We start from the raw sequence: 25,918 nt of genomic DNA, 5'->3' as shown, positions 1-25,918 counted from the left end.
AATTCATGTTTTTTTAAACACCCTGTGTTTTTTTGCCATGGAAACTTGGCAGTGTTGTTTCCATGTTTTTTTATATTAAATTAGAAAATTGTGAAAACCAATTTAATATAATATAATTTTGGAGTTTTATTATTTGACTAATAATGTGTTTTTTTAAGTAGTTGTAATTTAGGGATCCTATTAATTTAGGTGTGCCTAATTTTACACCACTATGTATTAGGTTAGTTGTTGTGGTATATAAAGCTTCCTATTTTTTTAGGTACGCCTAAACTTTTTACTTACTTTTAATAATTAATATAACTATTGTTATTGGATAGTATATAAATTCTTCGATATTTTTGGCTTACCTAAACATTTAAATAGCATTAAAACAAAAGTTAAGTGTAGGTTTAGGCAAGCCTTATTTTTAAGTTGCAAATATTTGATAAATTATAATAAATTTTTAAACTTAAATTTAGGTATGCCTAAATTTAAATTTTTATTTAATTAATATAAAATAGAATTTTTAATAAAAATTCGTTCTAACAAAAATAGGAGAATGGTTAATGAAAGAATGTATTGTAGGATTAGCAGGAAACCCGAATGTGGGTAAAACTACAGTATTCAATCAATTAACAGGTATGCATCAGCATGTAGGTAACTGGCCTGGTAAAACTGTTGAAAGGGCAGAAGGTCATTTTGATTATGATGCTACTCGCTTTGATGTTGTTGATTTACCTGGTAATTATGCATTAAGTGCTCATTCTATTGAAGAAATCGTTTCAAGGGATTTCATTGTAGATGATGATTCTGATGTGATTGTTAATGTGGTAGATGCTGCTAATTTAGAACGTAATTTGTATCTGACTGTTCAAATGATGGAATTAGGTGCAAACTTAGTAATGGCTCTTAATATGAATGATTTTGCAAAGAAAAAAGAACATATTATTGATATTAAATTAATGGCTGAGTTATTAGGTTTCCCTGTTGTTGAAATTAATGCTAAAAATAAAGATGGTTTTGATGAGTTATTGTCTACAGTTAAAAAAGTAGCTAATAAACATATTGATACCACTCAAAAATTGGTTTATGGCCCTGAATTAAAAGAACATTTAGGAGATCTTCAATCATTAATTGAAAAAGATAGTAATTTAACTGACGTTCCAGCAATGTGGACAGCAATAAAATTATTGGAAAAGGATGCTATTGTAATAGAAAAAGTTCAAAAATCTAAAAATGCTTCTCAAATATTGAGAGAAACTGATAAAGTAGCTGCACACTTAGCAGATATTTATAATGAAAGTGCAGAAGAAGTAATAGCTAATGCGAGATATGCATTTATTGATGGACTTATGAATGAAGCAGTAAGTAAACCTGCTGTGGAAAAACCAACAGTATCTGATAAGATTGATAAATATTTAACTAACAGAATTTTAGGAATTCCTATATTTTTAGTTATTATGTATATTATGTTCCAGCTTACTTTTACAATTGGAGCGCCTTTCCAAGATCTGATTGATGAAGGTTTTGGTTTATTAGGTGAAGCAATTGGCGGAGTATTAGGTGATTCAGTACTTTCATCTTTTATTGTTGACGGTATTATTGGAGGAGTAGGTGGAGTATTAACCTTTTTACCAATTATTATCATTATGTTTTTATTCATAAGTATTCTAGAAGACAGCGGTTACTTAGCTAGAGCTGCTTTTGTTATGGATAGAGTTATGCATAAATTAGTTGGTCTTCATGGTAAATCTTTTATTCCTATGATTTTAGGATTTGGTTGTGGTGTTCCAGCAATTATGGCTACCAGAACAATGGAAAACGAATCTGATCGTTTACTTTCCATGATGCTTGTTCCATTCATGTCATGTACTGCAAGATTACCGGTATATGCATTATTAATTTCAGCATTTTTCGCTGCAAATCAGGGTCAGGTATTATTCTCAATTTATTTATTGGGAATCGTTGTTGCACTTATTGTTGCAGCTATTCTTAAAAGAACTATGTTTAAAGGAATGTCTTCCCCATTTGTTATGGAACTTCCAACATATAAAGTCCCATCCTTAAAAGGTGTATTATTACATACATGGGATAAAACTAAAGGATTCCTTAGAAAAGCAGGAACTATTATTCTTGCAGCATCCATTATTGTATGGGTTTTAAGTAGTGTACCATTTGGTGTTGAATACGGATCTCAGGAAAGTGCAATTGGTCAAATAGGTACTGCAATAGCACCAATTTTCGCTCCTCTTGGTTTCGGAGAATGGCAACCAGCTGTAGCAATCTTATTTGGTTTAGTTGCTAAGGAGGTTGTTGTATCTACATTCAGTTCACTGTTCGGTGTAGAAGAAGAGGGTTCGGGTATTGATGCAGCTGTTCATCAATTGTTCACTCCGCTTTCAGCATATGCATTTATGGCATTTGTACTGCTGTATGTTCCTTGTTTCGCGGCTATCGGTACAATCAAACAGGAAACCAACAGTTGGAAATGGCCGTTAACTATGTCTGTTATCACATTAGCAACCGGTTATATTGTAGCACTTATAATATATCAAGGCGGTTTGTTACTGGGTTTTGCTTAGGTGATGATTTTGCGTAGTAAAAGTGGTATTAGGGGTATCAGGATCCCTAAAAATAAAAAAGTGGGAGGAAAATCTCCTTCCAAATAATTTTTTATATTATTTTTGGATTACCTAAATATTTATATACTATTTTTTCTAAATATTAGATTAGATTTTAATTAGGTATAACTAAAAAACTTTATTTTAGGTAAGCCTAAATTTTTATAGATATGTCATGGAGTTGATAAAATGGTAAAATCTTTATTAGATGTGAACGCTGGTGACGAAGTAACTATTGTAAAATATAATGATGGTGGAAACACTGATTTAAAAAGACATTTATTAGGTATGGGATTCGTTAGAGGTTCAAAAATTAAAATCCAAAAAGTTGCACCTTTAGGCGATCCTATTGAATTCAAAATTAAAGGATATGATGTTTGTCTTCGTAAAGAAGAAGCTAAAAACATCATAGTAGAATAAACCCTTTAATTTTTATTTTTTTCTGGATGATTTTTATGAAATGTAGAATGTGCGGATATGAATTTGACGAAAATAATGTTCCCAACAGGGGCTGCTCTGGTTGTGGAAAACACGGATGTCAATCTGTTCATTGCCCTAATTGTGGATTTGGTAACTCACCAGAACTGGATGAAGAATTTGATTTTATTATAAAACTTAAAGATAAAATTAAAAATAGAAAAAAAGCTACTCATTAATTTGTTTAGCTTTTATAATTTCTGCACACGTGTCTGCAACGCTTATTTTTTCGGTATTAACATTTAAACCGGATTCTTTTAAATTATACAGTATTTCTGTTGTTATCGGTGTTCTTAAATGAGCTTTTTTTAATAATTCTTTATTTGAAAATATTTGGTTTTTATTTCCGGATTCAATTATCTCACCATTATAAAGAATAAATATTTTATCTGCATATTTGCTGATCATATCTATATCATGAGATGAAATGATTAAGGTCATTCCTTCTTTATTAAGCTGATTCATGATATTCAGAACTTTTTCTACTCCATCAGGGTCAAGTCCCGCTGTCGGTTCATCTAAAATCATTATTTCAGGTTTCATAGCTATTATTCCGGCAATAGCTATTCTTTTTTGCTGTCCTCCACTTAAATGGTGAGGGGTTTTGTTTTCATAATTTTCCATTCCAACCATTTTCAGTGCATCTTCAACACGTTTTTCCACTTCGTCGTAGCTTAAACCTAAATTCATAGGTCCGAAAGCAATGTCTTCTTTAACTGTTGGTGCAAACAGCTGGTCATTTGGGTCTTGAAATACAATTCCAACTTTTTGTCTAACTTTAAGCAGTTCATCCTTCTCAAAAGAGATAGCTTTTCCTTCTATTTTAACACATCCTGAGGTAGGCTCTGTCAAACCGTTGAAGTGTGAGAAAAGTGTTGATTTTCCTGCACCGTTAGGTCCGATAATAGCTACTTTTTCTCCTTTTTCAATTTCGATATTGATATTTTTTAAAGCCTGTGTACCGTCAGGGTATGTGAAACTTAAGTTTTCAGTTGATAATTGTATATTTGTCATGTTATTTTCCTAATTTTAATTAATTGTAAGTTTCATTCCTAAATAACCTAACTGATTTGTGTACTTGTATAATATAACTTCAATAACAATCATGAGGGTTATTATGGAAATTAAATAAATGTAATCTGATTTTTCAAGCTGTGTTTTTTCATTGAATAGCTGGGAAGTATCTGAAAATCCACGGCTGATCATGCTTTTATGAACTCTTTCTCCCTGTTCATAAGATTTTAAAAACATCATAGCTATTGTATAGCCAACTTGCCTTACTATCCATCTGTAAGGAACTAACTTGGAATGAATATTAAAGTTTCTGGATTTTTGAGCATTTCTGATAGTTGTTAATTCATCAATAAATACAAATAAAAATCTTACTGTAATACTTAAAATCATAGCTAACTCTTTTGGCATTTTTAATTTTCTAAATGATGCCACAATTTCCTGCATCGGACTTGTAGAAGATAAAAGTACGATAGCTGTAAGTGATGTAATCAGTCTTCCGAATAATAAAATCGCCCAGTTTAGCCCGGCATCAGTTATTTGTATCCATGAATATGCCCAAAGTACATTTCCGGGATGGATAAATGGTTGAAATATTATGATAGCTCCACCAAAAGGCAGCAATAATACTATTCTTTTAAATGCATCTTTTATAGACACTTTTGATAAATATAAAATAAGCAGTAAAAATATTTCCATTATTATTGGAACAATAATCTGCTGTGAGAAAACAGTAAAAACAATGATTATAATTGCTGAAATTAGTTTTACAGGTCCATTTAAGTTATGAATTATGCTATCTCCTGATGCAATATCATCTAACTTAAGTGTTTGAGTAATGTCTGCCAATTATTAATCTCCAAAAAATTTCTAAAATATAGTAAAAAATATGAAAAAAAGAAGTTATAAATTTAACCTCTTTTTTCTATAATTTTTCCAACAATAAATCCTCCTGCAAGGCATATTACAGCACCTAAAATGAGGACTCCAATTTCACCAAGTGATCCTAATGGTTCAAAAGTGTAGTCTGGGAATGGGGATGAGTAAATTTCATTTAATCCGTCAACACCATAGTCTTCAGCTAATCCAGCATCTTCTGCAGATTTTTCAAGACCATCTGGGTTTCCAGAGGCAATAAATGGGGATAAACAGCTAATTATAATACAGATAATAACTGCTACAATTATTAAGTATCCGTCTTTTTTACTAAGATTCATTTATTTTCCCCCTTGTGATTGTTTGTTCCACATAAGTAAATCCGGTCTGTATTTTTCTAAAGCCATTATTACAATTACAGTTAAAACAGCTTCGATAATTCCTATAAACACATGGTATAATACCATTGAGTAGATTCCTAAAGTAAGTGGGAATGTTCCAGCTATTGCGAGTTCAACAGCAGCTGCTGCTGCAGCTACTACAGTTGCTAACCATGCAGCAACTCCAACTGCAGGGTATTTTCCGATTGTATTTTTTAATCCTTTAAATGTGTATAATCCAACACATCCTCCAATTATCCCCATGTTCAATACATTGGTTCCAAGGGCAGTAAGTCCGCCATCACCGTAAATTAATGCCTGTATAAGCAATACTATAGTAAATACTAAAACTGCAGCTTCCGGAGCACAGAATACTAATGCCACTAAGCATCCACCAACCATGTGTCCGCTGGTTCCGAATGGTATTGGCATATTCATAGACATGATTGCAAAGATTCCCGCAGCAAGTATTGCCATAAGTGGGACATGTTTGTCATCAAGGTTCTTTTTAGCCCATTTTGTTGCAAAATAAAGAGCTACAATTAAAATAACATAGTATATTGCACATTGTGTCCATGGTATAAATCCATCAGGTATATGCATATTTTTTCCTCCATTTTCCTATATTGAGTAATACTTTTTTTTAAAGAAATTATAGAAAAGTATTACTTTAATTGGTTTATTTGTATTGATTTATTAAAATATCATGTATTCTCTACTTATTCAAGAAATAACCTTTTTGTAGTTGTTTTTATCATGATACCATATATAATTATGGAGAATTGTCTTATATAAAGGTTATTAAAGTATTACTATTTTATATTATTTTTTGATAAAAGTAATACTTAATTTACTTTTCAAAATATTTGATATATTCTCCATAACCTTCTTTTTCCAAATATTCAAAAGCTATGAATTTTAAAGCTGCAGAATTGATGCAGTATCTCATGCCTCCCAATTCTGAGGGTCCGTCATTAAATACATGGCCTAAATGAGAATCTGCTTTTTTACTTTTCACTTCTGTTCTAATCATATTGTGACTGGTGTCTTTTATTTCTTTAATGTTGTTTTTTAATAGAGGTTTTGAAAAAGAAGGCCAACCACATCCTGAGTTGAATTTGTCTAGGGAAGTAAATAATGCTTCACCACTTACAATATCGACATACAATCCTTTTTTATTAAAATCATTGTATTTTCCGCTAAATGGAAGTTCAGTAGCACTGTTTTGTGTAACTTCATATTCAATATAATCCAACTTTTTGATATTTTCCTTTATTTTTAATTTTTCTAAAGATTCATCAATTGCCGGAAGTTTGCTTAAATCAATATGGCAGTAGCCATTAGGATTTTTTTCCAAATATTTCTGATGGTAGGTTTCTGCGGGATAAAAATAAGTTAAAGGCATTACTTCAACAACTATTTTTTTGGAATAGTTTAACTGTTTTTCTTCAATAAACATTTCAGCTATTTGCTTATCTGCAATATCTGTGTAATAAATTCCTGTTCTGTACTGTGTTCCTATATCTGGGCCTTGTCGATTAATTGCAGTCGGATCTATTATTTTAAAAAATTCTTCCAATAACTCTTTTAGGGATATGAAATCTGGTGAGTAAATCACTTTTACGCATTCTGCATGTTTTGTATCAAAGTTGCACACTTCTTCATAAGTTGGATTTTTTGTGTTCCCGTTTGCATATCCGACTTCTGTTTTATATACTCCCAATATTCGTGATATATAGGTTTCAACACCCCAAAAACAGCCTCCTGCCAAGTATATTGTTTTCAGGTTTTCTTTGTTAAATTGTATTTTATTGTTTATGTTTTCTAAAGACATACCAAAACCTCCAATAATTGGGGATTTTTTCATAAAATAGTATATAATATTAAAAAACATTTAGTATATAAAGATTTTTATTAAAAAATAGTGGGATTAGCATTTATCTGATTTAATAATAAATGCCAAATAAATAAAAATAGCTACTGCAAAGTATAATAAAACCTGAATATCTAATATTCCTGTTTCAACACCTAAAATTGAATATGTTAAAAGTAAACTGTAGAGTCCAGTGTATGCAAAGTCATTGGTTTTTTTCATTATTTTATATCCAATACCTAAAATAAATCCAAGTCCGCACATTTCAACAGCTACTCCGACTTTACCGAAGTCAATTACCATTTGTCCAATTAATGTTGGTGTTACAGTAACTTCTGTTCTCCAGGCTATTAATTTTCCAATCATCATTCTTGGTCCAAGGTCACTTCCGGGTATGGAACTGGCCAGTACATTTCCATGTGTTACTCCAAAGTTTCCTCCAATAAAATCAAGGAGGTTCAATACATTTAATGTAAAATCAGCCCTGCTTTCTAATGTGTAAAAAGGATTGGTAGCTGAAGTGATAGTATATTCTTCAACTGATCGGAAATAACCAATTCCTATAATTGCACATACACCAATTAAGGCACCTACCACAACTTCCCACACAGCTAAGATATTTCCGTAGTAACCCATAATTATCATGATAAGTAATACTGCAAGTAGTGGTGTCCTGTAACCTAAAGCCAATAAAAACACACTGCTGATGACTATCAAAATCAGGAATCTAAATCTTGTCTGTGAACGGGTGATTTTGTTTTCCTGAAATTTTTTTAAATAAACACTTGCCAGTATACAGACTCCTGGAATTATTAAAAACACCGGCATTGTAAATAAAGGTTTTAACTGATATCTTAAAGAGGTTTTAAGAATTGGAATTCCGCCAACTGACGCTACACTTACAAAAAAGAATAATATACTTATTAAAACAAGGCAGAATCCGATTGAATACAAATCTTCACTTTTAAATTGGATTGCCGGTTTTTTGAAGTCTTTATTTAAGAAGTATCTTGGCAATATTGCAGAGCCTATAAAAAATGCAATAAATGCAATAGCTAGTGTAATAGCTAAACTAGCTGAAACAGCATTTATAGACAATATTAAAAAGACTCCAAATACAATAAGTACAATCAGAGGATTAAATACTTGTGAATTTAATATTTTATTTTTTTTAATAAATCCTAAAAAGTTTTCATCAGGATAAAGTCCTTTAAAATAGCTATTGACCCATGCTTTTTCAAAATAATTTAAAATTGAAAAAATAATTGTAAATAAAAGGGATTCATGAAACAGCTGTGATATTTTATTTACAATTGATGTTAATTTTGCATATATTAAGCTCATAAGCTACACATCTTAAAATGTTTTGATATTTGTAACATTATAGTTATTTTCAATAGTTTTTAAGTCTTGTTCACTGCAGTCATAAATTCTAATTGTTATTGGGCTTGTTTTACCATCAAAATTTCTTAAAATATTGTCTGCAAGATTTATTTCTTCGCTAGTTGCTCTAGTTATAATTAATTGGTTGTATAATCCGGTATTTGATCCTTTTAGGGATATTCTTTTATCATGTGAATAAAGGTTGTTAGATAAATCTTGATAATCTATTGTACTTAATTCATCAACTGATACCGTAGTTGTAATTTCATAATCGGTATTGTTGTCAATTCCTGAAATTAAATCACTTAATGAAGTAATATTTTCCGGATTAATTGTTACTTCTGTTAAATTGTTAAATTTATTTCCGTCACTCTCAAGAGAAATAGTATCTATATAAATGTCTGCATTAGGAATATCTTTGTATAATCCTGCTAGGTATTCTTTTCCATTTGAATTGATTAATACTTTGACATTTGATCCTTTATCATCATCAATCCATGTTATATTTCCATGTAATTCAACTGATTCTCCAGTACTTGCATTATATCCGCTGACAGTTGTTTCTACTATATTTCCTTCCATATATAATTTCAAATAATTTTCAACTATTTTATTCATTGTAGATGAGTCATATGAAGATGTTTTTACATCATCTGAATCATCAGTAGTAATATGGATAAATGCAAAAACAATTGCACATATTACTGCGATAATTATAATGTAGTCAACAATTGTAAGTTTATTTAATATTCCTTTTTTCATAATCTCAAAATCCTTGGTTATTCATCAAAAATAGCACCTACTGGACAAATGTCTACACATTCTCCACAGTCGTCACATTTATTTTCATTAATTTCAACTTTAAATGCTTTTTTTATGATAGCTTCTTCAGGACATACGTCTATGCAGTCTTCACAAACTCCGCATTCTTCATTATCGATTTTCAAGGTAAACACCAATTTTTTAATTTAATATTATAAAACCGTAATATTTATATATTTAATTAACTCAATATTAATATATCTTTTCTATGTACTTTTAGTTATGTTTGTTTAATTTAATGACTGAAACATAACATTTATATAGTATTAGATACAATCTTATATTGTATGTAAATCATATGCAAGGGTGCCCGAGCGGCCAAAGGGGGAGGACTTAAGATCCTCTGGTATAGGCCTTCGAGGGTTCGAATCCCTTCCCTTGCACTATTCTTTAAAACTGTATTTTTTCTCGATTTTGCCTTAGTGGCTCAGCCGGTAGAGCGCCACCTTGGTAAGGTGGAAGTCGGGGGTTCGAATCCCCCCTAAGGCTTCTTTAAAAACTATTTTTCTTAATTAATTTTATAAAAAAAGTTTTGATAATTTATTTTTCTATAATTTTTATATTATTCATAGATTCAATAGAATCAAAATCATCATTTAGAAGAAATAAAAGGATTTTTACACATTTTTCAATTCCATTTTCCTGTCTTTGGAATAATTCTTCGCTGTTGTTTTCTCTTAAATCACTAGCAATATCACTGGTTGTTATAATTGTATAATCATTAGTTACAATAGCTATTCCACCTCTTCCGATTCCTGCAGTAGTTCCAATAGCTATATCACAATCAGTTATTTTTTTTACAGCTTCAGCCATAATTTTGCTGACCTTTTTATCTTCCGCTTCATTGTAGCATTTGATTCCTTTAATTAATGTTGTAGGTTCCGGAGGATTTTCAATTTGCAGAACACTTTTTACAGCTTCAATAGTTGGTATAAAAAGACTGCATGTTACACTAAGTTCATTGTAGTTAAAATTTCCGTAGCTTTCAGGATTTTCAATGTAATCTCTCCCAAAATTACCTGTGTATCCCTGAGCTATTGCATGAAGTTCTCTGCCTATTTTTCCATGCGTGAAACATTCTGCTGTAGCTATTTTAATCATATGAATCCTTCAATAATTTTAAAGAAGTTTTTGTTATCTGTTTTGCAACTTCATCTAATGTATATGGAGTAATTGGCTCTTTGTCTCTTAACAATTTATTTGTAGTAACAATTAGATGGTTTTCGGTTATTCCTTCTTTTCTAAGCTCATCTACTGCAGGGTTGTCTTCAAATTCTGAAATATCTCTTACTTCCACAGTTTCATCTCCAAATCCAAATATTCCGGCAGTGCTTATTGTTTTAGCACCCCTTTTTTGTGCATGTTTTATAATTTTAGCAGCAATTGGTATTGTATTTCCGCCAGCTATCTGTATTGCAACTACATCTCCTTTAATTAAATCCAGATTATCTGGAGTAATGTCTTCACAAACGCTGATGATTTTTCTAAAGCTTTCATTATGGGTGCATAATTTATTTAGGAAATCTGATTTATATTCTCCGACTTTTGCACCTTTCATTGTAAAAATAATATCTCCACCATCTATCTTTTGCCCATCAAAAACTCCAATTTCTTTTGGCCCGCCTCTGTGTACTTGTATTAAATGGATTCCAACTCTTAATCCTAATCTTCCAAATCCAATTAAGTCTATTCTGCCTTTTGGAATTCTTGAATTTTCTATTTCCTGTATCATTTCAATATTCTCCAGATTTTGTATAACTATTGTTATTCTAATTATATTTTATATATTTTCCCAGGGATTTATATTAACAACTTCACATTTAACATTAAGCGGTTTTAACAATTCTTCTAATTTGTATAATCCGGGAACTTCGCTGCTGTGATGGCCCAGGTCAATTAAAGCAATATCCAAGTTTTTAGCTAAAATTGCACTTTCCTGAGTTAAATCTCCAGATATCAGTAAATCTAAATTTAATTTCTTGGCTAATGTGACATACTCTGGATTTTTAAGACCGAAGCCTGAAATTATTCCAATTTTATTAAGTTTTTTGTTGTTGGGAGGTTTATTTACAATTCTGATTTCTTTAAAACTATCTGAAATATCTTTTTCAAATTTACCAAATGTTTTGTCTGTTTTGCAGATTCTTCCAATATTTGTAGTTTTGTCAAATGGTGATATAACATCTAATTTTAATGTTTCAGCTAGTGCTTCATTAGCTCCTCCATTAATAATGTCCCAATTTGAATGAATTGTGTAAGTTGGTGTTTTCGGATTGAATAATGGTGGATGATGAGTTAGAATTAAAGTATCTGCTTTTTGAGTATCAAATTCAGGATATAAATCCATAAATATTTCAATGGAGTTTATATTCTGATTCAAATCATATTCTTTTCTAAAACCTATTTCATCATTTTTCAAAGCCAGATTTTTAGGTATATTCTCATCTATAAACTCAATAATTTCTTTAAGTTTCATTTAAATCATTTTAGATTCAATTTTATCTAATTGTGTTTTTATTAAATCATCACAGCTGAAGGGGTTGATAGTTGATATTTTCATAGCATTTTTGCTAACTAATTCGACAAACTTTGGAATATTTTTTTCTTTGAAAATAACCTCTTCAAAAAAGCCCATTTCGCAGGCACTATAAAGAACACCTTCTTTTTTTTGGGATTCCTGTAATGCATTTGTCAAAACACCAATAGTTAAAGTCATTGTTCCTGATGTTTTAGTATTTATTCCTTTAGTTTTTAGGATAGCTTTATTTGATGAATTAACTGAATTTATTCTTTCATGAATATTGTTTTTATCTTTAAGTAAGCTATCATTATCTTCAGCTACTGGGTCTTCTATTAAAAATACTTCAGCATTAATTTCAGATGACTGTTCAACATTTAATCCTCCAAAACCTGTAGTGTCAATAACCACATCTCCAGATTTAATCAGCTCCAGATCTGTTGAAAAATTTATACTGTTTTTATAATTTCCACCAATATTTGTGTCCAATAATTCTTTTAAGTGAGGATAAATATCAATTAGCAGAATATTGTTGTATTTTTCGCTTAATTTTTTGACAATTCCCATTCCAGTAAAATAAGTTCCCACAACAACAATTTTAGTGTTTTTATCTAAATTCAAATTATCAATATAATTTAGACAAGCTTCAGATTTTTTGTTAATTATATTATTAAAAATATCTATTAGTCTGGTTTCAGATTTTATAGTAAAAACTTCAGAAGTTATTCCTGTGTCAACATCCATATTTTAGCCTTCTTTTTTAAATCCGATTTTTTGCAGAGCCTCATTTGCTTCTTCATACACAGCATCTTCAAGAGTTTTTTGACTAATTGCATGAGAGGGGGATGTTCCGCAGGTCAGTATTCTTCCTTTGTTATCTACAAAAAGTAAAAGTGATCCTGAACCTGGCAATCCTAAACGACCTCTTGCTATTATTAAATCAGCATCACACACATCCAATGCCATAATAGCTTTTGCAAAAGCAGGGCTGCGATTGCTGTCTGCTTCATTGGTGTTTATTTTGAGTATTTTGGCGACAGGTAAATTATATTCTCTTAAAACTTTATTTAAAACATCAACTTTAATTCCATTTTTGTTTGGAATATAAATCTTTTCAGCATTTTTAATATAGTTTTGAATTTCCTGTACTTCCTCTAAAGTATCTCCTAAACGGCAGTTATTTCTGGATTCGTCTAATGCCTTTTTAATCATCTCTTCAAAAGCCATAGTTTAGCCTCAAATTCTTTGTGGTGTTAATCCTAATTTATTTATAACAAAAACCACATCATCATAGTTTCCGCAAATAGGGGATCCTACACCTTTTACTTCTAATGGATAATTATCAGCTATCACGGTAGCTAAATTATTAGCTCCAGCATTTAAAGAATATTCCACATTTTTAGGACCGATAGTTGGAGTAGGTACTGTAATCCTTATCTCAGGATACATTATACGTACTACTGCAATAATTTTCAACTGTTCTTCCAGTGGGGAAGGTGGATGATTTGCCATTGGAGTATCTTTATATGGGTTAAATCCCATTATTGGAATTTCCCCAAGTGTTTCAAAATTATTTAAATAACGTAAGTGAGCTATTCTGTCTTCCAGAGATTCTCCAAGTCCAATTAATAATCCTGATGAAAGTTCAATTCCGGCATCACTAACTCTTTGACAGGTTTCAATTCTGTCTTTTAAGGTTTCTCCAGGTTTTACAAAGTTAAAAACATCTTCATTAATGGTTTCCAAATTACAACATACAGTATCTGCATTTAAATCAGCTAGTTGGTTAATTGATTTTTCAGTTAAATCTCCTCCAACATTTACTAAAATCTCTAAAGAAGTATTGCTTTTAACAATTTCTGTTGCATTAACTGCTTGTTTGCCTTTGTAACCGTAACCTCCAGAGCAGCTTACTCTAGGGATTCCTGCTTCTTCAATGGATATTGCAGCTTTAAGTATTTCTTCATCTGTTTTATAAAAAGAATCATAATATCCTTCGCTAGAGGTTTTTGGTGCAAATCCGCAATATTTGCATCTTGGTTGAATGGTACATTTATTTGTAATATGTACTGTTGATGTCAATTTAATTAGTTTTGAATGTTTGTTTCTGATAGCGACAGCAGTTTCGCATAATTTTTTCAAGTCTTCTTCTTTATTTATTTTTAATAATTGAAGAAATTCTTCATCACTTATTTTTTTATTATTTACAGCCTTTTTTAAAATTTCATCAATCAATTTCGAACCCTCGGTTGAGAATATTAATATAATAAAAATCCGTATAAAAATAGTAAACTTATTTTTTAATAGCTAATTTGACTCAATTATTAAAAAATAAGTTTCATATGTTGATATAAAATCAACATGAACTTATTTTAAGTGTTTCACTTAGCTTCTTTTTTCTAAGTTTTCTAAAACAGTAGGTACGATTTCTGCTAATGGACCGAAGTTCATTGAGTCAGCAGTACCGAGTAATGCACCAGGGTTTAAAGCTTCATCCATTTTGTCAATACCTTCATCTTGCATTAAAGCAGTAACTTGGGTTAAAGCTTCGTTAGCCATCATTTGTGCAAATCCAGCAGGTGCACCTAAAATTTGAGTTACAGTGTCTCTGTAAGCTAAGATACCTGCGTAAGTAATTGCAGTTACAGCGGAACACATATCACATACAGGACCTAATAAGTTTGCAGGTAATGTGAATGCAGATCCTCTTGCTTTTTCACCTAATTCTAATAAAGTTTTGATGGATGCTTCATCAGCATATCCTTCACCGATGTATGCTTGACCTTTCATTTCAGGTACAGCACCTGGGTGGTATGAAGCTACGTTTACGTTTGCTCCACATTCGTCGAATATTTTTTTGAATTCGGTGGTAGGAATGGTACATGCGTGAGTGAGGATAGCTCCTTCTTTGAGTTCTCCTGCGAATTTTTCGATGATAGGTTTTTGCATTCCACCTTCTGGTAACCAGGTCATTACCCAGTCAGCGTCAGCTACTGCTGCTGCATCATCGTTCATGGTTTTCATTCCTAAATCTTCAGGATCTACGAAGTGTATAGCTGCTTTAGGTGGTGTAGGGAGGGATTCAGCTAACTCATTTACTTTTGCTCTGATGTCAGGCATTACATCTTCTGCTTTACCAGCTTTGTGTGCTGCAATTACTTCTTGGAAATCGAAGTCATCTACTACAGTAAAGTCGTTGTCAAATACAGGGTCAGATACAACTACTTCGTCTACTCCAGCAAGGTGTAATAATTCTGCACCCATTTCGATAGTAGAGTGAGTCATTGCGATTTTTTCTTTTCCGGTTTCTTCTGCAACTTCACAAGCTCTTGTAAAGTTTGTAATACCACTTGCAGCATGAGTTCTGTAACATCCTGCACCTAAAATTGCTACTTTCATTATTTTGTCTCCTTTAAAACATATATACATTTTATTTTTTAAGTTTCTTAAAAAACATTTACTACATAATAATTATTTAAAATGTGCCTTAATAATCTCCCTATTAATTATATAAAAGAACTTCATGTTTGTTAGCAAACATCTATTCTAATTTTTAAATAATTTTCGCTGAATTCAGCAGTTGTAGTAACAATTAAATTATTATATCTTTACAATATATAAGTTTTTATATCTGTTTTTTTAGTAGTATTAACTTATATTTTCGTTTTTTTATTTTTGTATTACTTTTGATTTTTTTAAGTTATTTTGGCCTTTTTTTAAGTATTGCTATTATAATTCTATTCGTTATAGCTTGTTTTTTTATATACGATTTTTAAAAACTTATTATCGTACTTAAGTTAGGATATTTTTAGCTATTGGGAATAAATTGTTCTTAACTTATAAAACAAAATTTATTTATTTGATATGTTCATATAATATATTTAATTAAATTTAGAGGTTGTAATCAAATGTATGATTTAATTAAAGAAGCTATTGTTGATGACGATGCAGCTATTGAATTATCTAAAATGGATAAAAATGTAGTTGAAGTTGTTGATGCAATTTCTGAATTGTCTTTAGAGGACACAATGAAATTGGGAATGAAATTTAAAAGATTTCCATTAGGCTGTGATTTAACTGAAGCTGTTGTTGGAACATGTGCATCTGACTTGGAATTAATGGAATTACTTGGAAACTGCCGTTTATCAGATATGTTGGGATTGCCTATTCATATTTGTGCATATGCATTTGCAGATATTGCTGAAAAACATGGGATGCGTGGCATTGAAGTAATGAGGAAGGTATATGATAGTGTTGATGTTCCACTTGATTTAGATCATTTTGGTGAAAACGGACCTATGAGACTTCCACAAAATATTGTAGGATGTGGTGGTGAATGTTATAATAAAGGACCGGTTTATACTGAATGTCCGAGAGACAGAATTCATGAAAGATTAATTGATAAGGAAAAAGCAGAATCTTCAGATAAGGAAGAATGGGTAAAATTATCCTCTTCAGTAGCTATTAATTTAACTAGTGAGCAAACTGGTGAAGGTCATGCAGCACCTTACAGAGAAGCAGTTGATATAGCCGACTTGGCTAAAAAATATCAGAGAGGCCTTGAAGCCATCATGTTTATTGGTGATGGTTATGATGATCTCATTACCGGTTTTGAAAAAGCTATTGAAATAGGTGCGGATGTTTTTGTACTTGAAGGAGGACCATATAATGCTGCTAAAAATCCTGTTGAAGCATTTGCAAAAGCAGTTGCAGCTTCAAGAATATTATGTCCAGGTAAAGTTGTAGGTACTAATGGTGCTTATGAAAGGGAATGTAGAGTAGGCCTCAGATCAGGTCTGAATGTTATTATAACTGGTTTTCCAAAAAATCATCATGGATATATGTGTGGTTATGAGCCTGGAACTGCAAGAAGAGGTAAATTTGGTCTTCCAAGAATAATGCAAATAATGAAGGAAGAAGTCCATAATCCTAATGTTCAGGTCCCGGTTTTAAAAGAAGATTTAATACCTCTTACAACAGCTATTAAAATAGCTGGAAGAGATTATATTTATCCAAAAAAGATTGGTGCATATACTGTTGGGGATGCACATTGGGCTACTTTAATTAATTCAAAAATGTATAAAAATCTTACTTTAAAAAATGATTTAAATGATATTGTAAATTCTGTTAATGGAAATAGTGTAGCATTGCTTGGTGGAAGGTTCCTTTCCTGGGTAATAGCTAATGAATTAGATAAGCAAGTTGATGAAATTATTATCTCTGATGCAGACCCATGGGTTCAACGCATGACTGTTGAGAATTTACAGGATGCATTAGATGCAACTATTATTCCTGGAGATGGTGATGTAAATAGTGCCAATCAAGCAGACAGTTCTATTATATCTTCAACAGTTCCCGGCATTAGTAATAAAATTTTAAATAAAGTCCCAAATGCATTTAATATTGTATAAACCTAAACTTATAAATTAATTAAATAATAAAATGTAATAAGTGATAAAAATGTTTATTACATTTTTTTAATTATATTAAATATAATGAAGGTGAAAATTTGAATCATTCAAAAATTATTTTAGTGGCTTTTATTTCAGCATTTGTAGCTATTACTACTGCAGTGCTTGGAGTTGCGGGGACTATTATTGGTTCTGTATTGTCTTCCGTACTTTACAATGTGCTTTCAGAAGCATTGCAAAAACCGGTTGATAATGCAAAGCTTAAAGCTAATTTTGAGTGGGAAATAGCATATTCATTTCCATTAATTGTTATGGCATTAATTCAGCTATTGTTAATTTTTGCTATGTTGTCTGAAATGGGATTTTTACCGTCAACATTTTTAAATGTGTATTTATCTCTTCAAAATGTTGCAGATAATAATTTATATAGAGTTTTAGGTTTCTCTTTGTTAGCTATGAGTGTTTATCCATTTGTATTAAAACCCGATTTTATTAAAAAATCTCATGGAGGTTTAATTGCATTTATTGGATTGATATTTTTAGCTAAAGGTTTCTGTGATAGTGGATTTTTAGTGTTATATTATATATTCCATTATTTTGGTTTCCCAATAGCTTTAATTGCATTTATATTATTATCCTCAGTAATTTATAAGATTTTAATGTCTGCTAAAGAAGCTAAAAGCGAAATTAAAAAACGTCCAGTTAGTCAACAAAATTTGGACGACCTTAAGTTAATACAAATTCATCAAAACAGAAGGAATGTATCTTCAAGGGATAGTAGTTATAGGGAGCATGGTTATAGGGAAAAACCAGTAACACATAAAGTTAGACGAAATCAAATAAACAAATCTTCTGAAAACATTCAATTTGAAACTAATGAGTTTTTAGATGACTATAAAAAGTAGATAGTATGAGTAAAAAAAATAAAACATTGAAAGATATTTTGGATTGTATCTTATATGAAAACCCCGCTACTCAAGATGAAATAGCTGAAAAACTGGGGATAACACGCCGTTATGTTACTCAGCTACTTCAGCCTCTTGTAAAAGATGGAACTGTTAAAAGAGCATACATGGTTGATTTAAAAGTATACGAAAAGTTAGCAGAATCTTTTGGAGATTATGCTCCAAGTAATGATTCAGGATATGTTTTAGTTAATGATATGTTGTCTAACATGGCTAAACATGTTCAATCTCAATTACAGGAGTCATTTGATGCTGTTTATGAATATGATGAAAATAAAGCTAATGCTGCTTTAGAAATGGATTATACTACTAATAATATGGTTGAAAAAGTAAGAACATCTGTTGAAACTATTGTTAGTATTAATCAGCATTCTGAATTATCAAAATCCATGCTTTATAATGAAGTGGCTTATGATTTGGAGCGTATAGGTGATTATTGCGGGCATATTGCAAAGTTCGTAATTGAAGATGTTTATGAAGTTGATGAAACTATTCTTAAAAATTTAAAGAAAATGTATAAAACTGCTCAAAAGATGATCAGATCAGCTATGCTTGCATTTTTAGAAGGAAAAACTAATCTTAAAGAAGATATTATGGATTTTGAAGAATCTATGCATATGCTTCAAAACAAATCCATTAATATAATAGCTACTCAAATGGCTGAAAATTCATTTGATGAAAAAGAACGTTCTAATTATTTCATGTACTTATTTAGGGTTGTTAAAGCCTTTGAAAGAATAGGGGACATTTCTATAGAAATTATTGATGTAGCTATTGAATTCCATAAGAATATACCTAGATCTACCACTCCCCGCACATTTAGGTAATCTCATTATTTTTTTTATTTTTCTATTTTTATTCACTTTTTGAGAATTTTATTTCATAAAAAATACAGTCTTCTAAGACCTTAATTTCACTAATTGGGAACATTTATTCACAAAAAGCAACATTTATATATGGCTTTGTTAAAACAGTTATGTGAGGAGAAAAATGAAAAAGAAAAATAAATATTTAATTGGTATTATAGCAATTATTGTTATAATTGCAGGTGCTTTGATTATTTCTGCAGATGCAGGATCATCAAAAGTTCAAGTGGCAGGATCAACCTCAGTTCAACCTGTTGCTGAAAAGTTAGTAGAAGTTTATAAAGAATCACACCCTGATGCTCAAATCAATGTGCAAGGTGGAGGATCTAGTGTAGGTATCAAAAGTGCTGAAGATGGATCTGCTGATATTGGTATGTGTTCAAAAGCTTTAGACAATAACAGTTCCTTAAAACAATATGAATTAGGAAAAGACGGAATTGTAATTGCAATCAATCCTCAAAACCAAGTTTCAGATTTATCCGATGAACAGCTTCAAGGAATTTTCTCTGGTAACATTACCAACTGGAATCAAGTAGGTGGAAGTGATGGAAAAATAAATGTCATCACACGTGAAGAAGGTTCAGGTACTTTAGATGCATTTGAAAGTATTGTTATGGGTGACAGCAAAATTAAAGATGATGCTGTTGTTCAAAGTTCTACTGAAGCAGTAAAACAATCTGTTTCCCAAGATCCTAATGCAATTGGTTTTGTATCTTATGCTCATATTAGTGATGATATTAAAGCAGTTAATGTAAATGGAGTTGCACCGTCTGATGCTACTATTGCAGATGGTTCATACGAACTTCAAAGACCATTCTTATTCTTAACCAATGGTGAACCTACTGGCGAGACCAAAAACTTCATCGATTGGGTATTAAGTGATGATGGTGGTAAAGTATTAGCTGATGAAAAAATTATTAAGACTTCAAAATAGATTCATAGTGGTTTGATGGAAACTAAAAACTTTAGTGAATTTTTTATTGAGAAAGGATTGTTTATAACAGCAATCTTTTCCATTTTTGTTATTTTTGTTATATTGGCATTTATTGTTAGTGAGGCAATTCCTGCATTTCAGTCATATGGATTTTTCCATTTTTTAACAGGCAGTAACTGGGCTCCTAATGATGGTCAATTTGGTGTTTTCCCAATGATTATAGGTTCAATATTTGTAACTTTACTTTCATTGGTGATAGCTGTTCCATTATCTTTATTATGTGCTATATTTATGGAAGAAATAGCTCCTGATAAAATAAAATTGTTTTTAAAACCGGTTATCCAAACATTATCTGGAATTCCTTCAGTAGTTTATGGATTTTTTGGTTTAACAGTTTTAGTGCCTATTGTACGTCAAAATTTTGGAGGTACCGGATTTAGTGTATTTACAGCTGCTTTAATTTTATCTGTCATGATATTACCAACAATCATATCAGTTTCCCAGGATGCAATTAAAGCAGTTCCTGGTGAGTATAGAGAAGCCGCATTAGGTCTTGGATCTACTCATTGGCAAACAATTCGTCATATAATTTTCCCATCTGCATTGCCAGGAATAATTACCGCAATCATTCTTGGTATTGGAAGGGCGATTGGTGAGACTTTGGCTGTAATTATGGTGGCAGGTAATGTTGCTCAAGTTCCAGGATCAATATTTGCTCCGGTTAGGACACTTACAACAAATATTGCATTGGAAATGGGTTATGCAACCGGATTACATTATAATGCATTATTCGGTACTGCTGTTGTATTATTTATTATAATCGCAGCTTTATTATTAGTAGCAAATTATGTTCAAAATAAATATGGTATTGGTGCGGAGGGGATTGAATGAAGAGTTTTTGCTCTCCTAAGACTTCCCAGAAAATAATGAATGGTGTATTTGTATTATCTGGTGTTGTTACATTACTTATATTAATTATCATATTAGGTTATATTCTTGTTAAAGGAATTCCGGTTATTAATTTTGAGTTTTTATTCTCAGGTCCGATTGATGCCGGAAGAGAAGGCGGAATATTCCCTATGATTATTTCAAGTATATATGTAGTTTTCATTGCTGCAGTAATAGCTACTCCGTTAGGTGTTGGTGCAGCTATTTACATGTCAGAATATGCATCAAACCAAAAAATTATCAAATTTATCCGCTTCGGATCAGAAACATTAGCTTCAATTCCATCTATTGTATTTGGTTTATTTGGTTTAGCATTTTTTGTTGTGTTCCTGAAATTAGGCTGGTGTATATTATCTGGAGGATTAGTTTTAGCATTAATGGCTATTCCAACTATTTTCCAAGTTGCTGAAGTTACCTTAACATCCATTCCAAATTCCTATAAAGAAGGAAGTTACGGATTAGGTGCTACAAAATGGCAGGTTATCTATTCAGTTATATTGCCTGCAGCATTACCTGGAATAATTACTGGTGTTATTTTAGCTATGACTAGGGCTATTTCTGAAGCAGCTGCAGTTATGTATGCTGTAGGATCTGCATTAACAGTACCTATATCTATATTTGATCCAGGTAGGCCTTTGCCGCTTCATTTGTATGTATTAGCTACTGAAGGTGTTTCACTCCAGAATGCATATGGAACCGCTGCAGTACTGGTAATTATTGTATTAATATTAACTGTTGCAACTAATTTAATTGTTGAGAGATATCAAAAGAAAATTATGGGGAAATAAATAATGAAATTGGAAGTTAGAAATTTAAACACATTCTTTGAGGATGTTCAAATTTTAAAAAATGTAAATATGGATGTTCCGGAGAATTCTGTTACTGCACTTATTGGACCTTCAGGTTGTGGTAAATCTACATTCATCAGGACAATTAACCGTATGAATGACTTAATTCCAACATTTAGTCATGATGGTAATATTTACCTGGATGGTGTAGATGTTTATGATGATTCTGTAGATGTTGTTGATTTAAGAAAAAAAGTAGGTATGGTTTTCCAAAAGCCAAATCCATTTCCAAAATCTATATTTGATAATGTTGCATATGGATTAAGAATTCATGGAGAAGAAGATGAGGATTATATTGCTCAGGTAGTTGAAGAAAGTCTAAAATCAGCAGCTATCTGGGATGAAGTTAAAGATAAATTGGATAAGTCTGCAATGGGATTATCCGGTGGTCAGCAACAAAGATTATGTATAGCACGTACAATTGCTGTTAGTCCGGAAGTAATTTTAATGGATGAACCCTGTTCTGCATTAGACCCAATTTCCACATTGAAAATTGAGAATTTAATCCATAAACTTAAAGAAAAGTATACTATTGTTATGGTTACACATAATATGCAACAGGCTACAAGGGTATCTAAATACACTTCTTTCTTCTTAAACGGAGAAATAATTGAAAGTGGTTTAACAGATAAACTATTTGTAAATCCAAAAGAGGAAAAAACAGAAGAATATATTACTGGAAGATTTGGTTAAGGTGATTTGATGGAGAATAAGGAATATCCTACTTATGTATTTGAAGAAAGGATGGAATCAATTAAGAAAAATCTTAGAAATTATTGTAATGACACATTAGAGTTACATAGAAAAGCAACATCTCTATTATCTAACTTTGATGAAGAAAAAGCTGCAGAGGTTGTTGAAAAAGCTAAAGAATTAGATATCTGCGGTCATGAAATTGAAAGGAGTTGTATTAGATTTATAGCTATGGAACAACCATTAGCTACAGATTTAATGTATATTGAATCATCAATTAGAGTTATTTCTCATGTAAAAAGAATAGCTTATTTATGTAGAAATATTGCAGAATCAGCAGCTACTATTGAAGGAATGAAAGTTTCAAATAAAATAATGAGGGACTTGGAGTACATGGCTGATTATGTTCAAATCATGTTAACTAGAGGATTTGGATCTTTTTGTAATCAGGATATGGACGTTGCAAGAGAGTTAGCTAGTGATGATGATAAAGTAGATGATTTATTTGATATTATATTATCCCACACTACTGAATTATTAACTGAAAAAACCCAGGATGCATTAGAAATAGTTAATATTATTTTCATTGCAAGGTATCTGGAAAGAATAGCTGATAGGGTAGTTAATATTGGAGAAAGAGTTATTTTCATCAATACTCATAAAAGACCTCGTATTGAGAAATTAAAAAAAGAAGAACAATAAATTGATTATTTTAAATAATCAATCTTATTTTTATTTTTTATCATAAATTTTAGTTGTCGCATGTCTGTCTGCCCAGCATTGCACACAAACACCAATAGGCAGTCCTGCAGTATGTGTATGGGCTTTTAGAATTTTAACATCTAATGTTGTTGTTTTACCCCCAAGACCCATCGGACCGATTCCGGAATTATTGATTTCTTCAAGAATTTCTAATTCTAGTTTAGCTATTTCCGGATCAGGATTTCTTTTACCAACTTCTCCGAGAAGTGCTTTTTTACCTAATTTTAAACATAAATCAGAGGTTCCTCCAATTCCGACCCCTATTACTGTTGGGGGGCAAGGTTTTCCTTTTGCTTTTAGGACAGATTCAACTACAAAATCTTTTATGCCCTGAATTCCTTCAGCTGGAAGAGCCATTTTCATAGCATTATTGTTTTCTGAGCCAAATCCTTTAGGTAAAATTGTTATTTCGAGATAATCTTCATCTATTAACTCAATATCTATTGGAGGGATGTATGATCCAACATTGATGTTTGTATTTTCTCTTGTTAAAGGATCTACAATATTTGGCCTAATTGGAATTTCTTTTGTAGCTTTTTTAATTCCTTCTTCAATTCCTGCTCTTAAATTTTCAACTTCAACATTTCCTAATTTGACAAAAACTACTGGCAAACCTGTATCTTGACACATTGGAATTTGTTTTTCTTCAGCAAGTTCAATATTCTTTAAGATAGCTTCAATATTTAACCTTGCAAGTTCATTATCTTCTACTTTAAGAGCATCTTCTAGTGCTTTTTTCACATCATTTCCTAAAACGATTACTGCTTTTTTGTAAAGTTCATAAACAGCATCTTTTATCATGTCTTGTGTAATCAAAATAAAAACCTTATTTAATATTTTTTTATAAAAAGAAAAGTTAATTATAATTTTATATTTTAAGCTTTAATAAATTTTTTTAAAAAACAGCTATTTTATAATTGCATCTAAAATGCCTAAAGGACATACTTTTGTACATTCTCCGCATTTATTGCATTTATTTTTATTTAAAGTAATTGCCCCTCCAATGATTTCTATTGCTTTTTCAGGACAAACTTTTAAACAAGGAGCTTCATTAGGAGCACATTCCATGCAAAATAAGGAAATATCATCAACATCCATAGGATGTTGACATTTTCCACAGTTTATACAATTTGCATGAAGTTCTCCAGCCATGTTTTTTCCTTATTTATTCATCAAGAGCTAATCTTGCTCTTGCAGCACTTGTGATGAAGTGTACAAAACTGCGGTTGGATGTGCTTCCAATATCATATTCTCCAGCAAGTTTTGCAAGATATTTTTCCTGATTTTTAATTTTGATTTTTGCAGGATCAATAACTGAAATAGCTCTTTTGGTACATGCTTTTACACAAGCAGGACCTTCTTCTCTATCTGCACAGAGGTCACATTTTTCAGCTACACTTTCTGCAATAGTAATTGCACCAAACGGACAAACAATACTGCATAAGCCACATCCGATACAATCTTCAGTTTTAACACCTTTTGTAGTCATTGCATTTGTCGGACAAATTTTTACACAAGGTGCATTTTCGCAATGTTGACAAACTAAGGAATAATATGCGGAATCATGCTCTATAATTTTAATTCTAGGAGCAGAGTGAATAGATGCACACATGTTTACACAATTGTTACATCCATCACATGCATCTCTATTTACAAATATTTTTTCCACTATTATTCCCCCTTTATAAACCTAATTCTTCGCAGGATTTATCAACATATTTTTGTATTTTGTCTATGTGTTCATCATCAAGATGTTTGAATCTTTTTTGAGGAGCTAAATATTCTTTTACAGGTTTTCTTTCTTCAGGTCTGTAAGTGATGTTAAATTCACCATTTTCAACTTCATATAAAATCCATGATCCGGTTTCAACAGCTAATCTTCCCATTTCAATGGTTTTTTCTGAAGCAAATCCCCATCCTGTAGTACATGGTTGGTGTAAATGTATGTATGCAGGACCTTTGATTGCAGCTGCTTTTTTAACTTTATTGACAAAGTCTTCAGGATATGCAATAGATGCAGTAGCCACATATGGGATTCCATGTGCCGCCATTATCATTGGCATGTCTTTTTTAGGTTTGTCTTCTCCGAAACTTCCGCTTCCTTTTGGTGAAGTTGTAGTACTTGCACCATAAGGTGTTGCACCACTTCTTTGGATACCTGTGTTCATATATGCTTCGTTATCGTAACAGATGTAAGTTAAGTTGTGACCTCTTTCCATTGCTCCGGATAATGATTGCAAACCAATATCTACAGTACCTCCATCTCCTCCGAAAGCAATAACATTAATGTCATCTTTTCCTTGAATTCTTAAAGCGCTTTCTACTCCAGATGCAACTGCTCCAGCATTTTCGAAAGCTACATGCATCCATGGAATTTCCCAAGCAGTTTCTGGATAAGGAGAGGTCATTACTTCAAGACAACCAGTAGCTGAAATAGCTACAGTGTTTTTTCCTAATGCATTAAGAGCTAATCTAACTCCAATGGAAGCTCCACATCCTGCACATCCTCTGTGTCCTGGTGCTAAATATTCTTTATCAGATATCTCCATTT

The 25,918-nt window shown here is 31.5% G+C and carries 30 protein-coding genes and 2 tRNA genes; 13 read left to right on the top strand and 19 right to left on the bottom strand.

Annotated features, from left to right (window positions below):
• The first annotated feature begins 545 nt into the window (after window positions 1–545).
• From feoB to K4897_RS03520, 3 genes are all read left to right on the top strand, one after another.
• A complete protein-coding gene (feoB, locus tag K4897_RS03530; protein WP_250416734.1) occupies window positions 546–2,561 on the top strand; it encodes a ferrous iron transport protein B in 2,016 nt (671 codons plus the stop codon).
• A 228-nt stretch (window positions 2,562–2,789) separates the two neighbouring features.
• The gene (locus tag K4897_RS03525; RefSeq protein WP_004032343.1) at window positions 2,790–3,020 is read left to right on the top strand and encodes a FeoA family protein; all 231 of its coding nucleotides are present in this window, start codon (window positions 2,790–2,792) and stop codon (window positions 3,018–3,020) included.
• A gap of 35 nt (window positions 3,021–3,055) precedes the next feature.
• Window positions 3,056–3,256 (top strand): hypothetical protein, encoded by a 201-nt coding sequence (locus K4897_RS03520; protein ID WP_019264515.1) that lies wholly within the window; start codon window positions 3,056–3,058, stop codon window positions 3,254–3,256.
• Here the strand turns inward: K4897_RS03520 and K4897_RS03515 are convergent.
• The 8 genes from K4897_RS03515 to K4897_RS03480 form a co-directional block, all read right to left on the bottom strand.
• On the bottom strand, window positions 3,246–4,091 hold the full coding sequence (locus K4897_RS03515) for an ATP-binding cassette domain-containing protein (protein ID WP_250416731.1): 846 nt from the start codon (window positions 4,089–4,091) through the stop codon (window positions 3,246–3,248). The two genes, K4897_RS03520 and K4897_RS03515, sit on opposite strands and share 11 nt — an antisense overlap.
• A gap of 15 nt (window positions 4,092–4,106) precedes the next feature.
• Window positions 4,107–4,937: a cobalt ECF transporter T component CbiQ gene (cbiQ, locus tag K4897_RS03510; protein ID WP_250416730.1), complete on the bottom strand. Its 831-nt coding sequence runs from the start codon at window positions 4,935–4,937 to the stop codon at window positions 4,107–4,109.
• A 62-nt stretch (window positions 4,938–4,999) separates the two neighbouring features.
• Window positions 5,000–5,305 (bottom strand): PDGLE domain-containing protein, encoded by a 306-nt coding sequence (locus K4897_RS03505; RefSeq protein ID WP_019264512.1) that lies wholly within the window; start codon window positions 5,303–5,305, stop codon window positions 5,000–5,002.
• Complete coding sequence (gene cbiM, locus K4897_RS03500) at window positions 5,306–5,947, bottom strand: cobalt transporter CbiM (RefSeq protein WP_019264511.1); 642 nt, start codon at window positions 5,945–5,947, stop codon at window positions 5,306–5,308.
• 247 nt (window positions 5,948–6,194) lie between these two features.
• On the bottom strand, window positions 6,195–7,238 hold the full coding sequence (gene msrA / locus K4897_RS03495; protein ID WP_250416727.1) for a peptide-methionine (S)-S-oxide reductase MsrA: 1,044 nt from the start codon (window positions 7,236–7,238) through the stop codon (window positions 6,195–6,197).
• 36 nt (window positions 7,239–7,274) lie between these two features.
• Window positions 7,275–8,561, bottom strand: coding sequence for an oligosaccharide repeat unit polymerase family protein (locus K4897_RS03490; protein ID WP_250416726.1), 1,287 nt, complete (start codon window positions 8,559–8,561; stop codon window positions 7,275–7,277).
• A gap of 12 nt (window positions 8,562–8,573) precedes the next feature.
• The gene (locus K4897_RS03485; RefSeq protein WP_250416723.1) at window positions 8,574–9,362 is read right to left on the bottom strand and encodes an adhesin; all 789 of its coding nucleotides are present in this window, start codon (window positions 9,360–9,362) and stop codon (window positions 8,574–8,576) included.
• Between the two features lie 17 nt (window positions 9,363–9,379).
• The gene (locus K4897_RS03480; RefSeq protein ID WP_019264507.1) at window positions 9,380–9,547 is read right to left on the bottom strand and encodes a 4Fe-4S binding protein; all 168 of its coding nucleotides are present in this window, start codon (window positions 9,545–9,547) and stop codon (window positions 9,380–9,382) included.
• Between the two features lie 175 nt (window positions 9,548–9,722).
• Between K4897_RS03480 and K4897_RS03475 the strand changes: the two genes are divergently transcribed.
• Window positions 9,723–9,805 (top strand) — tRNA-Leu (locus K4897_RS03475).
• A 33-nt stretch (window positions 9,806–9,838) separates the two neighbouring features.
• A tRNA-Thr gene (locus K4897_RS03470) sits at window positions 9,839–9,911 on the top strand.
• A gap of 51 nt (window positions 9,912–9,962) precedes the next feature.
• Here the strand turns inward: K4897_RS03470 and K4897_RS03465 are convergent.
• From K4897_RS03465 to hmd, 7 genes are all read right to left on the bottom strand, one after another.
• Window positions 9,963–10,523 (bottom strand): UPF0254 family protein, encoded by a 561-nt coding sequence (locus K4897_RS03465; RefSeq protein ID WP_094516212.1) that lies wholly within the window; start codon window positions 10,521–10,523, stop codon window positions 9,963–9,965.
• Window positions 10,516–11,154: a hypothetical protein gene (locus K4897_RS03460; RefSeq protein WP_250416721.1), complete on the bottom strand. Its 639-nt coding sequence runs from the start codon at window positions 11,152–11,154 to the stop codon at window positions 10,516–10,518. The genes K4897_RS03465 and K4897_RS03460 overlap by 8 nt, the downstream gene beginning before the upstream one ends.
• A 48-nt stretch (window positions 11,155–11,202) precedes the next feature.
• Entirely contained in the window at window positions 11,203–11,898 is a 696-nt protein-coding gene (locus K4897_RS03455) for a Nif3-like dinuclear metal center hexameric protein (protein WP_019266435.1), read from the bottom strand.
• A complete protein-coding gene (locus K4897_RS03450; RefSeq protein ID WP_250416718.1) occupies window positions 11,899–12,684 on the bottom strand; it encodes an SAM-dependent methyltransferase HcgC family protein in 786 nt (261 codons plus the stop codon).
• 3 nt (window positions 12,685–12,687) lie between these two features.
• Complete coding sequence (locus K4897_RS03445) at window positions 12,688–13,167, bottom strand: DUF3236 domain-containing protein (protein ID WP_250416716.1); 480 nt, start codon at window positions 13,165–13,167, stop codon at window positions 12,688–12,690.
• A 9-nt stretch (window positions 13,168–13,176) separates the two neighbouring features.
• Window positions 13,177–14,175 carry a 5,10-methenyltetrahydromethanopterin hydrogenase cofactor biosynthesis protein HmdB gene (gene hmdB, locus K4897_RS03440; protein ID WP_250416713.1) on the bottom strand — a complete coding sequence of 333 codons (999 nt, stop codon included), beginning with the start codon at window positions 14,173–14,175 and terminating at the stop codon, window positions 13,177–13,179.
• Window positions 14,176–14,325: 150 nt separating this feature from the next.
• Entirely contained in the window at window positions 14,326–15,339 is a 1,014-nt protein-coding gene (gene hmd, locus K4897_RS03435; protein ID WP_004032326.1) for a 5,10-methenyltetrahydromethanopterin hydrogenase, read from the bottom strand.
• A gap of 509 nt (window positions 15,340–15,848) precedes the next feature.
• Between hmd and hmdC the strand changes: the two genes are divergently transcribed.
• The 8 genes from hmdC to phoU all read left to right on the top strand — a co-directional run bounded on the left by hmdC (window position 15,849) and on the right by phoU (window position 23,307).
• Complete coding sequence (gene hmdC / locus K4897_RS03430) at window positions 15,849–17,351, top strand: 5,10-methenyltetrahydromethanopterin hydrogenase cofactor biosynthesis protein HmdC (protein ID WP_019264500.1); 1,503 nt, start codon at window positions 15,849–15,851, stop codon at window positions 17,349–17,351.
• Between the two features lie 98 nt (window positions 17,352–17,449).
• Complete coding sequence (locus tag K4897_RS03425; protein ID WP_019264499.1) at window positions 17,450–18,256, top strand: hypothetical protein; 807 nt, start codon at window positions 17,450–17,452, stop codon at window positions 18,254–18,256.
• A 5-nt stretch (window positions 18,257–18,261) separates the two neighbouring features.
• Window positions 18,262–19,143 (top strand): phosphate uptake regulator PhoU, encoded by an 882-nt coding sequence (locus K4897_RS03420; RefSeq protein WP_019264498.1) that lies wholly within the window; start codon window positions 18,262–18,264, stop codon window positions 19,141–19,143.
• A gap of 163 nt (window positions 19,144–19,306) precedes the next feature.
• Window positions 19,307–20,116 (top strand): phosphate ABC transporter substrate-binding protein, encoded by an 810-nt coding sequence (locus tag K4897_RS03415; RefSeq protein WP_019264497.1) that lies wholly within the window; start codon window positions 19,307–19,309, stop codon window positions 20,114–20,116.
• Between the two features lie 15 nt (window positions 20,117–20,131).
• Window positions 20,132–21,007 (top strand): phosphate ABC transporter permease subunit PstC, encoded by an 876-nt coding sequence (gene pstC, locus K4897_RS03410; protein WP_019264496.1) that lies wholly within the window; start codon window positions 20,132–20,134, stop codon window positions 21,005–21,007.
• Window positions 21,004–21,852: a phosphate ABC transporter permease PstA gene (pstA, locus tag K4897_RS03405; protein WP_019264495.1), complete on the top strand. Its 849-nt coding sequence runs from the start codon at window positions 21,004–21,006 to the stop codon at window positions 21,850–21,852. The genes pstC and pstA overlap by 4 nt, the downstream gene beginning before the upstream one ends.
• Window positions 21,853–21,855: 3 nt before the next feature.
• Complete coding sequence (gene pstB / locus K4897_RS03400) at window positions 21,856–22,605, top strand: phosphate ABC transporter ATP-binding protein PstB (protein WP_019267721.1); 750 nt, start codon at window positions 21,856–21,858, stop codon at window positions 22,603–22,605.
• 9 nt (window positions 22,606–22,614) lie between these two features.
• Window positions 22,615–23,307, top strand: coding sequence for a phosphate signaling complex protein PhoU (phoU, locus tag K4897_RS03395; RefSeq protein WP_019266431.1), 693 nt, complete (start codon window positions 22,615–22,617; stop codon window positions 23,305–23,307).
• A gap of 30 nt (window positions 23,308–23,337) precedes the next feature.
• On the opposite strand, the gene K4897_RS03390 is transcribed toward phoU, so the two are convergent.
• The 4 genes from K4897_RS03390 to porB form a co-directional block, all read right to left on the bottom strand.
• Window positions 23,338–24,183 carry a fumarate hydratase gene (locus K4897_RS03390; protein WP_019264492.1) on the bottom strand — a complete coding sequence of 282 codons (846 nt, stop codon included), beginning with the start codon at window positions 24,181–24,183 and terminating at the stop codon, window positions 23,338–23,340.
• 90 nt (window positions 24,184–24,273) lie between these two features.
• The gene (locus tag K4897_RS03385) at window positions 24,274–24,519 is read right to left on the bottom strand and encodes a 4Fe-4S binding protein (RefSeq protein WP_019267719.1); all 246 of its coding nucleotides are present in this window, start codon (window positions 24,517–24,519) and stop codon (window positions 24,274–24,276) included.
• A 13-nt stretch (window positions 24,520–24,532) separates the two neighbouring features.
• A complete protein-coding gene (locus tag K4897_RS03380) occupies window positions 24,533–25,036 on the bottom strand; it encodes a 4Fe-4S dicluster domain-containing protein (protein ID WP_019264490.1) in 504 nt (167 codons plus the stop codon).
• A 13-nt stretch (window positions 25,037–25,049) separates the two neighbouring features.
• Entirely contained in the window at window positions 25,050–25,916 is an 867-nt protein-coding gene (gene porB / locus K4897_RS03375) for a pyruvate synthase subunit PorB (RefSeq protein WP_019266429.1), read from the bottom strand.
• Window positions 25,917–25,918 lie beyond the last annotated feature (2 nt).

It is taken from the genome of Methanobrevibacter sp. TLL-48-HuF1, from assembly GCF_023617305.1.
Lineage (GTDB): Archaea > Methanobacteriota > Methanobacteria > Methanobacteriales > Methanobacteriaceae > Methanocatella > Methanocatella intestini.
The sequence above is the reverse complement of the archived record's forward strand: the minus strand, read 5'-3'. Positions and strand labels throughout refer to the sequence as shown.

What these genes read in the sequence shown, in the direction of transcription:
- K4897_RS03505 (WP_019264512.1), bottom strand. Translation starts at nt 5,305, where the DNA reads ATGAATCTTAGTAAAAAAGACGGATACTTAATAATTGTAGCAGTTATT.
- pstC (WP_019264496.1), top strand. Translation starts at nt 20,132, where the DNA reads ATGGAAACTAAAAACTTTAGTGAATTTTTTATTGAGAAAGGATTGTTT.
- hmd (WP_004032326.1), bottom strand. Translation starts at nt 15,339, where the DNA reads ATGAAAGTAGCAATTTTAGGTGCAGGATGTTACAGAACTCATGCTGCA.
- K4897_RS03450 (WP_250416718.1), bottom strand. Translation starts at nt 12,684, where the DNA reads ATGGATGTTGACACAGGAATAACTTCTGAAGTTTTTACTATAAAATCT.
- K4897_RS03525 (WP_004032343.1), top strand. Translation starts at nt 2,790, where the DNA reads ATGGTAAAATCTTTATTAGATGTGAACGCTGGTGACGAAGTAACTATT.
- K4897_RS03485 (WP_250416723.1), bottom strand. Translation starts at nt 9,362, where the DNA reads ATGAAAAAAGGAATATTAAATAAACTTACAATTGTTGACTACATTATA.
- K4897_RS03460 (WP_250416721.1), bottom strand. Translation starts at nt 11,154, where the DNA reads ATGATACAGGAAATAGAAAATTCAAGAATTCCAAAAGGCAGAATAGAC.
- K4897_RS03445 (WP_250416716.1), bottom strand. Translation starts at nt 13,167, where the DNA reads ATGGCTTTTGAAGAGATGATTAAAAAGGCATTAGACGAATCCAGAAAT.
- hmdC (WP_019264500.1), top strand. Translation starts at nt 15,849, where the DNA reads ATGTATGATTTAATTAAAGAAGCTATTGTTGATGACGATGCAGCTATT.
- K4897_RS03520 (WP_019264515.1), top strand. Translation starts at nt 3,056, where the DNA reads ATGAAATGTAGAATGTGCGGATATGAATTTGACGAAAATAATGTTCCC.
- pstA (WP_019264495.1), top strand. Translation starts at nt 21,004, where the DNA reads ATGAAGAGTTTTTGCTCTCCTAAGACTTCCCAGAAAATAATGAATGGT.
- cbiM (WP_019264511.1), bottom strand. Translation starts at nt 5,947, where the DNA reads ATGCATATACCTGATGGATTTATACCATGGACACAATGTGCAATATAC.
- K4897_RS03465 (WP_094516212.1), bottom strand. Translation starts at nt 10,523, where the DNA reads ATGATTAAAATAGCTACAGCAGAATGTTTCACGCATGGAAAAATAGGC.
- K4897_RS03455 (WP_019266435.1), bottom strand. Translation starts at nt 11,898, where the DNA reads ATGAAACTTAAAGAAATTATTGAGTTTATAGATGAGAATATACCTAAA.
- K4897_RS03515 (WP_250416731.1), bottom strand. Translation starts at nt 4,091, where the DNA reads ATGACAAATATACAATTATCAACTGAAAACTTAAGTTTCACATACCCT.
- feoB (WP_250416734.1), top strand. Translation starts at nt 546, where the DNA reads ATGAAAGAATGTATTGTAGGATTAGCAGGAAACCCGAATGTGGGTAAA.
- K4897_RS03385 (WP_019267719.1), bottom strand. Translation starts at nt 24,519, where the DNA reads ATGGCTGGAGAACTTCATGCAAATTGTATAAACTGTGGAAAATGTCAA.
- K4897_RS03420 (WP_019264498.1), top strand. Translation starts at nt 18,262, where the DNA reads ATGAGTAAAAAAAATAAAACATTGAAAGATATTTTGGATTGTATCTTA.
- K4897_RS03415 (WP_019264497.1), top strand. Translation starts at nt 19,307, where the DNA reads ATGAAAAAGAAAAATAAATATTTAATTGGTATTATAGCAATTATTGTT.
- K4897_RS03490 (WP_250416726.1), bottom strand. Translation starts at nt 8,561, where the DNA reads ATGAGCTTAATATATGCAAAATTAACATCAATTGTAAATAAAATATCA.
- phoU (WP_019266431.1), top strand. Translation starts at nt 22,615, where the DNA reads ATGGAGAATAAGGAATATCCTACTTATGTATTTGAAGAAAGGATGGAA.
- porB (WP_019266429.1), bottom strand. Translation starts at nt 25,916, where the DNA reads ATGGAGATATCTGATAAAGAATATTTAGCACCAGGACACAGAGGATGT.
- pstB (WP_019267721.1), top strand. Translation starts at nt 21,856, where the DNA reads ATGAAATTGGAAGTTAGAAATTTAAACACATTCTTTGAGGATGTTCAA.
- msrA (WP_250416727.1), bottom strand. Translation starts at nt 7,238, where the DNA reads ATGTTTTTTAATATTATATACTATTTTATGAAAAAATCCCCAATTATT.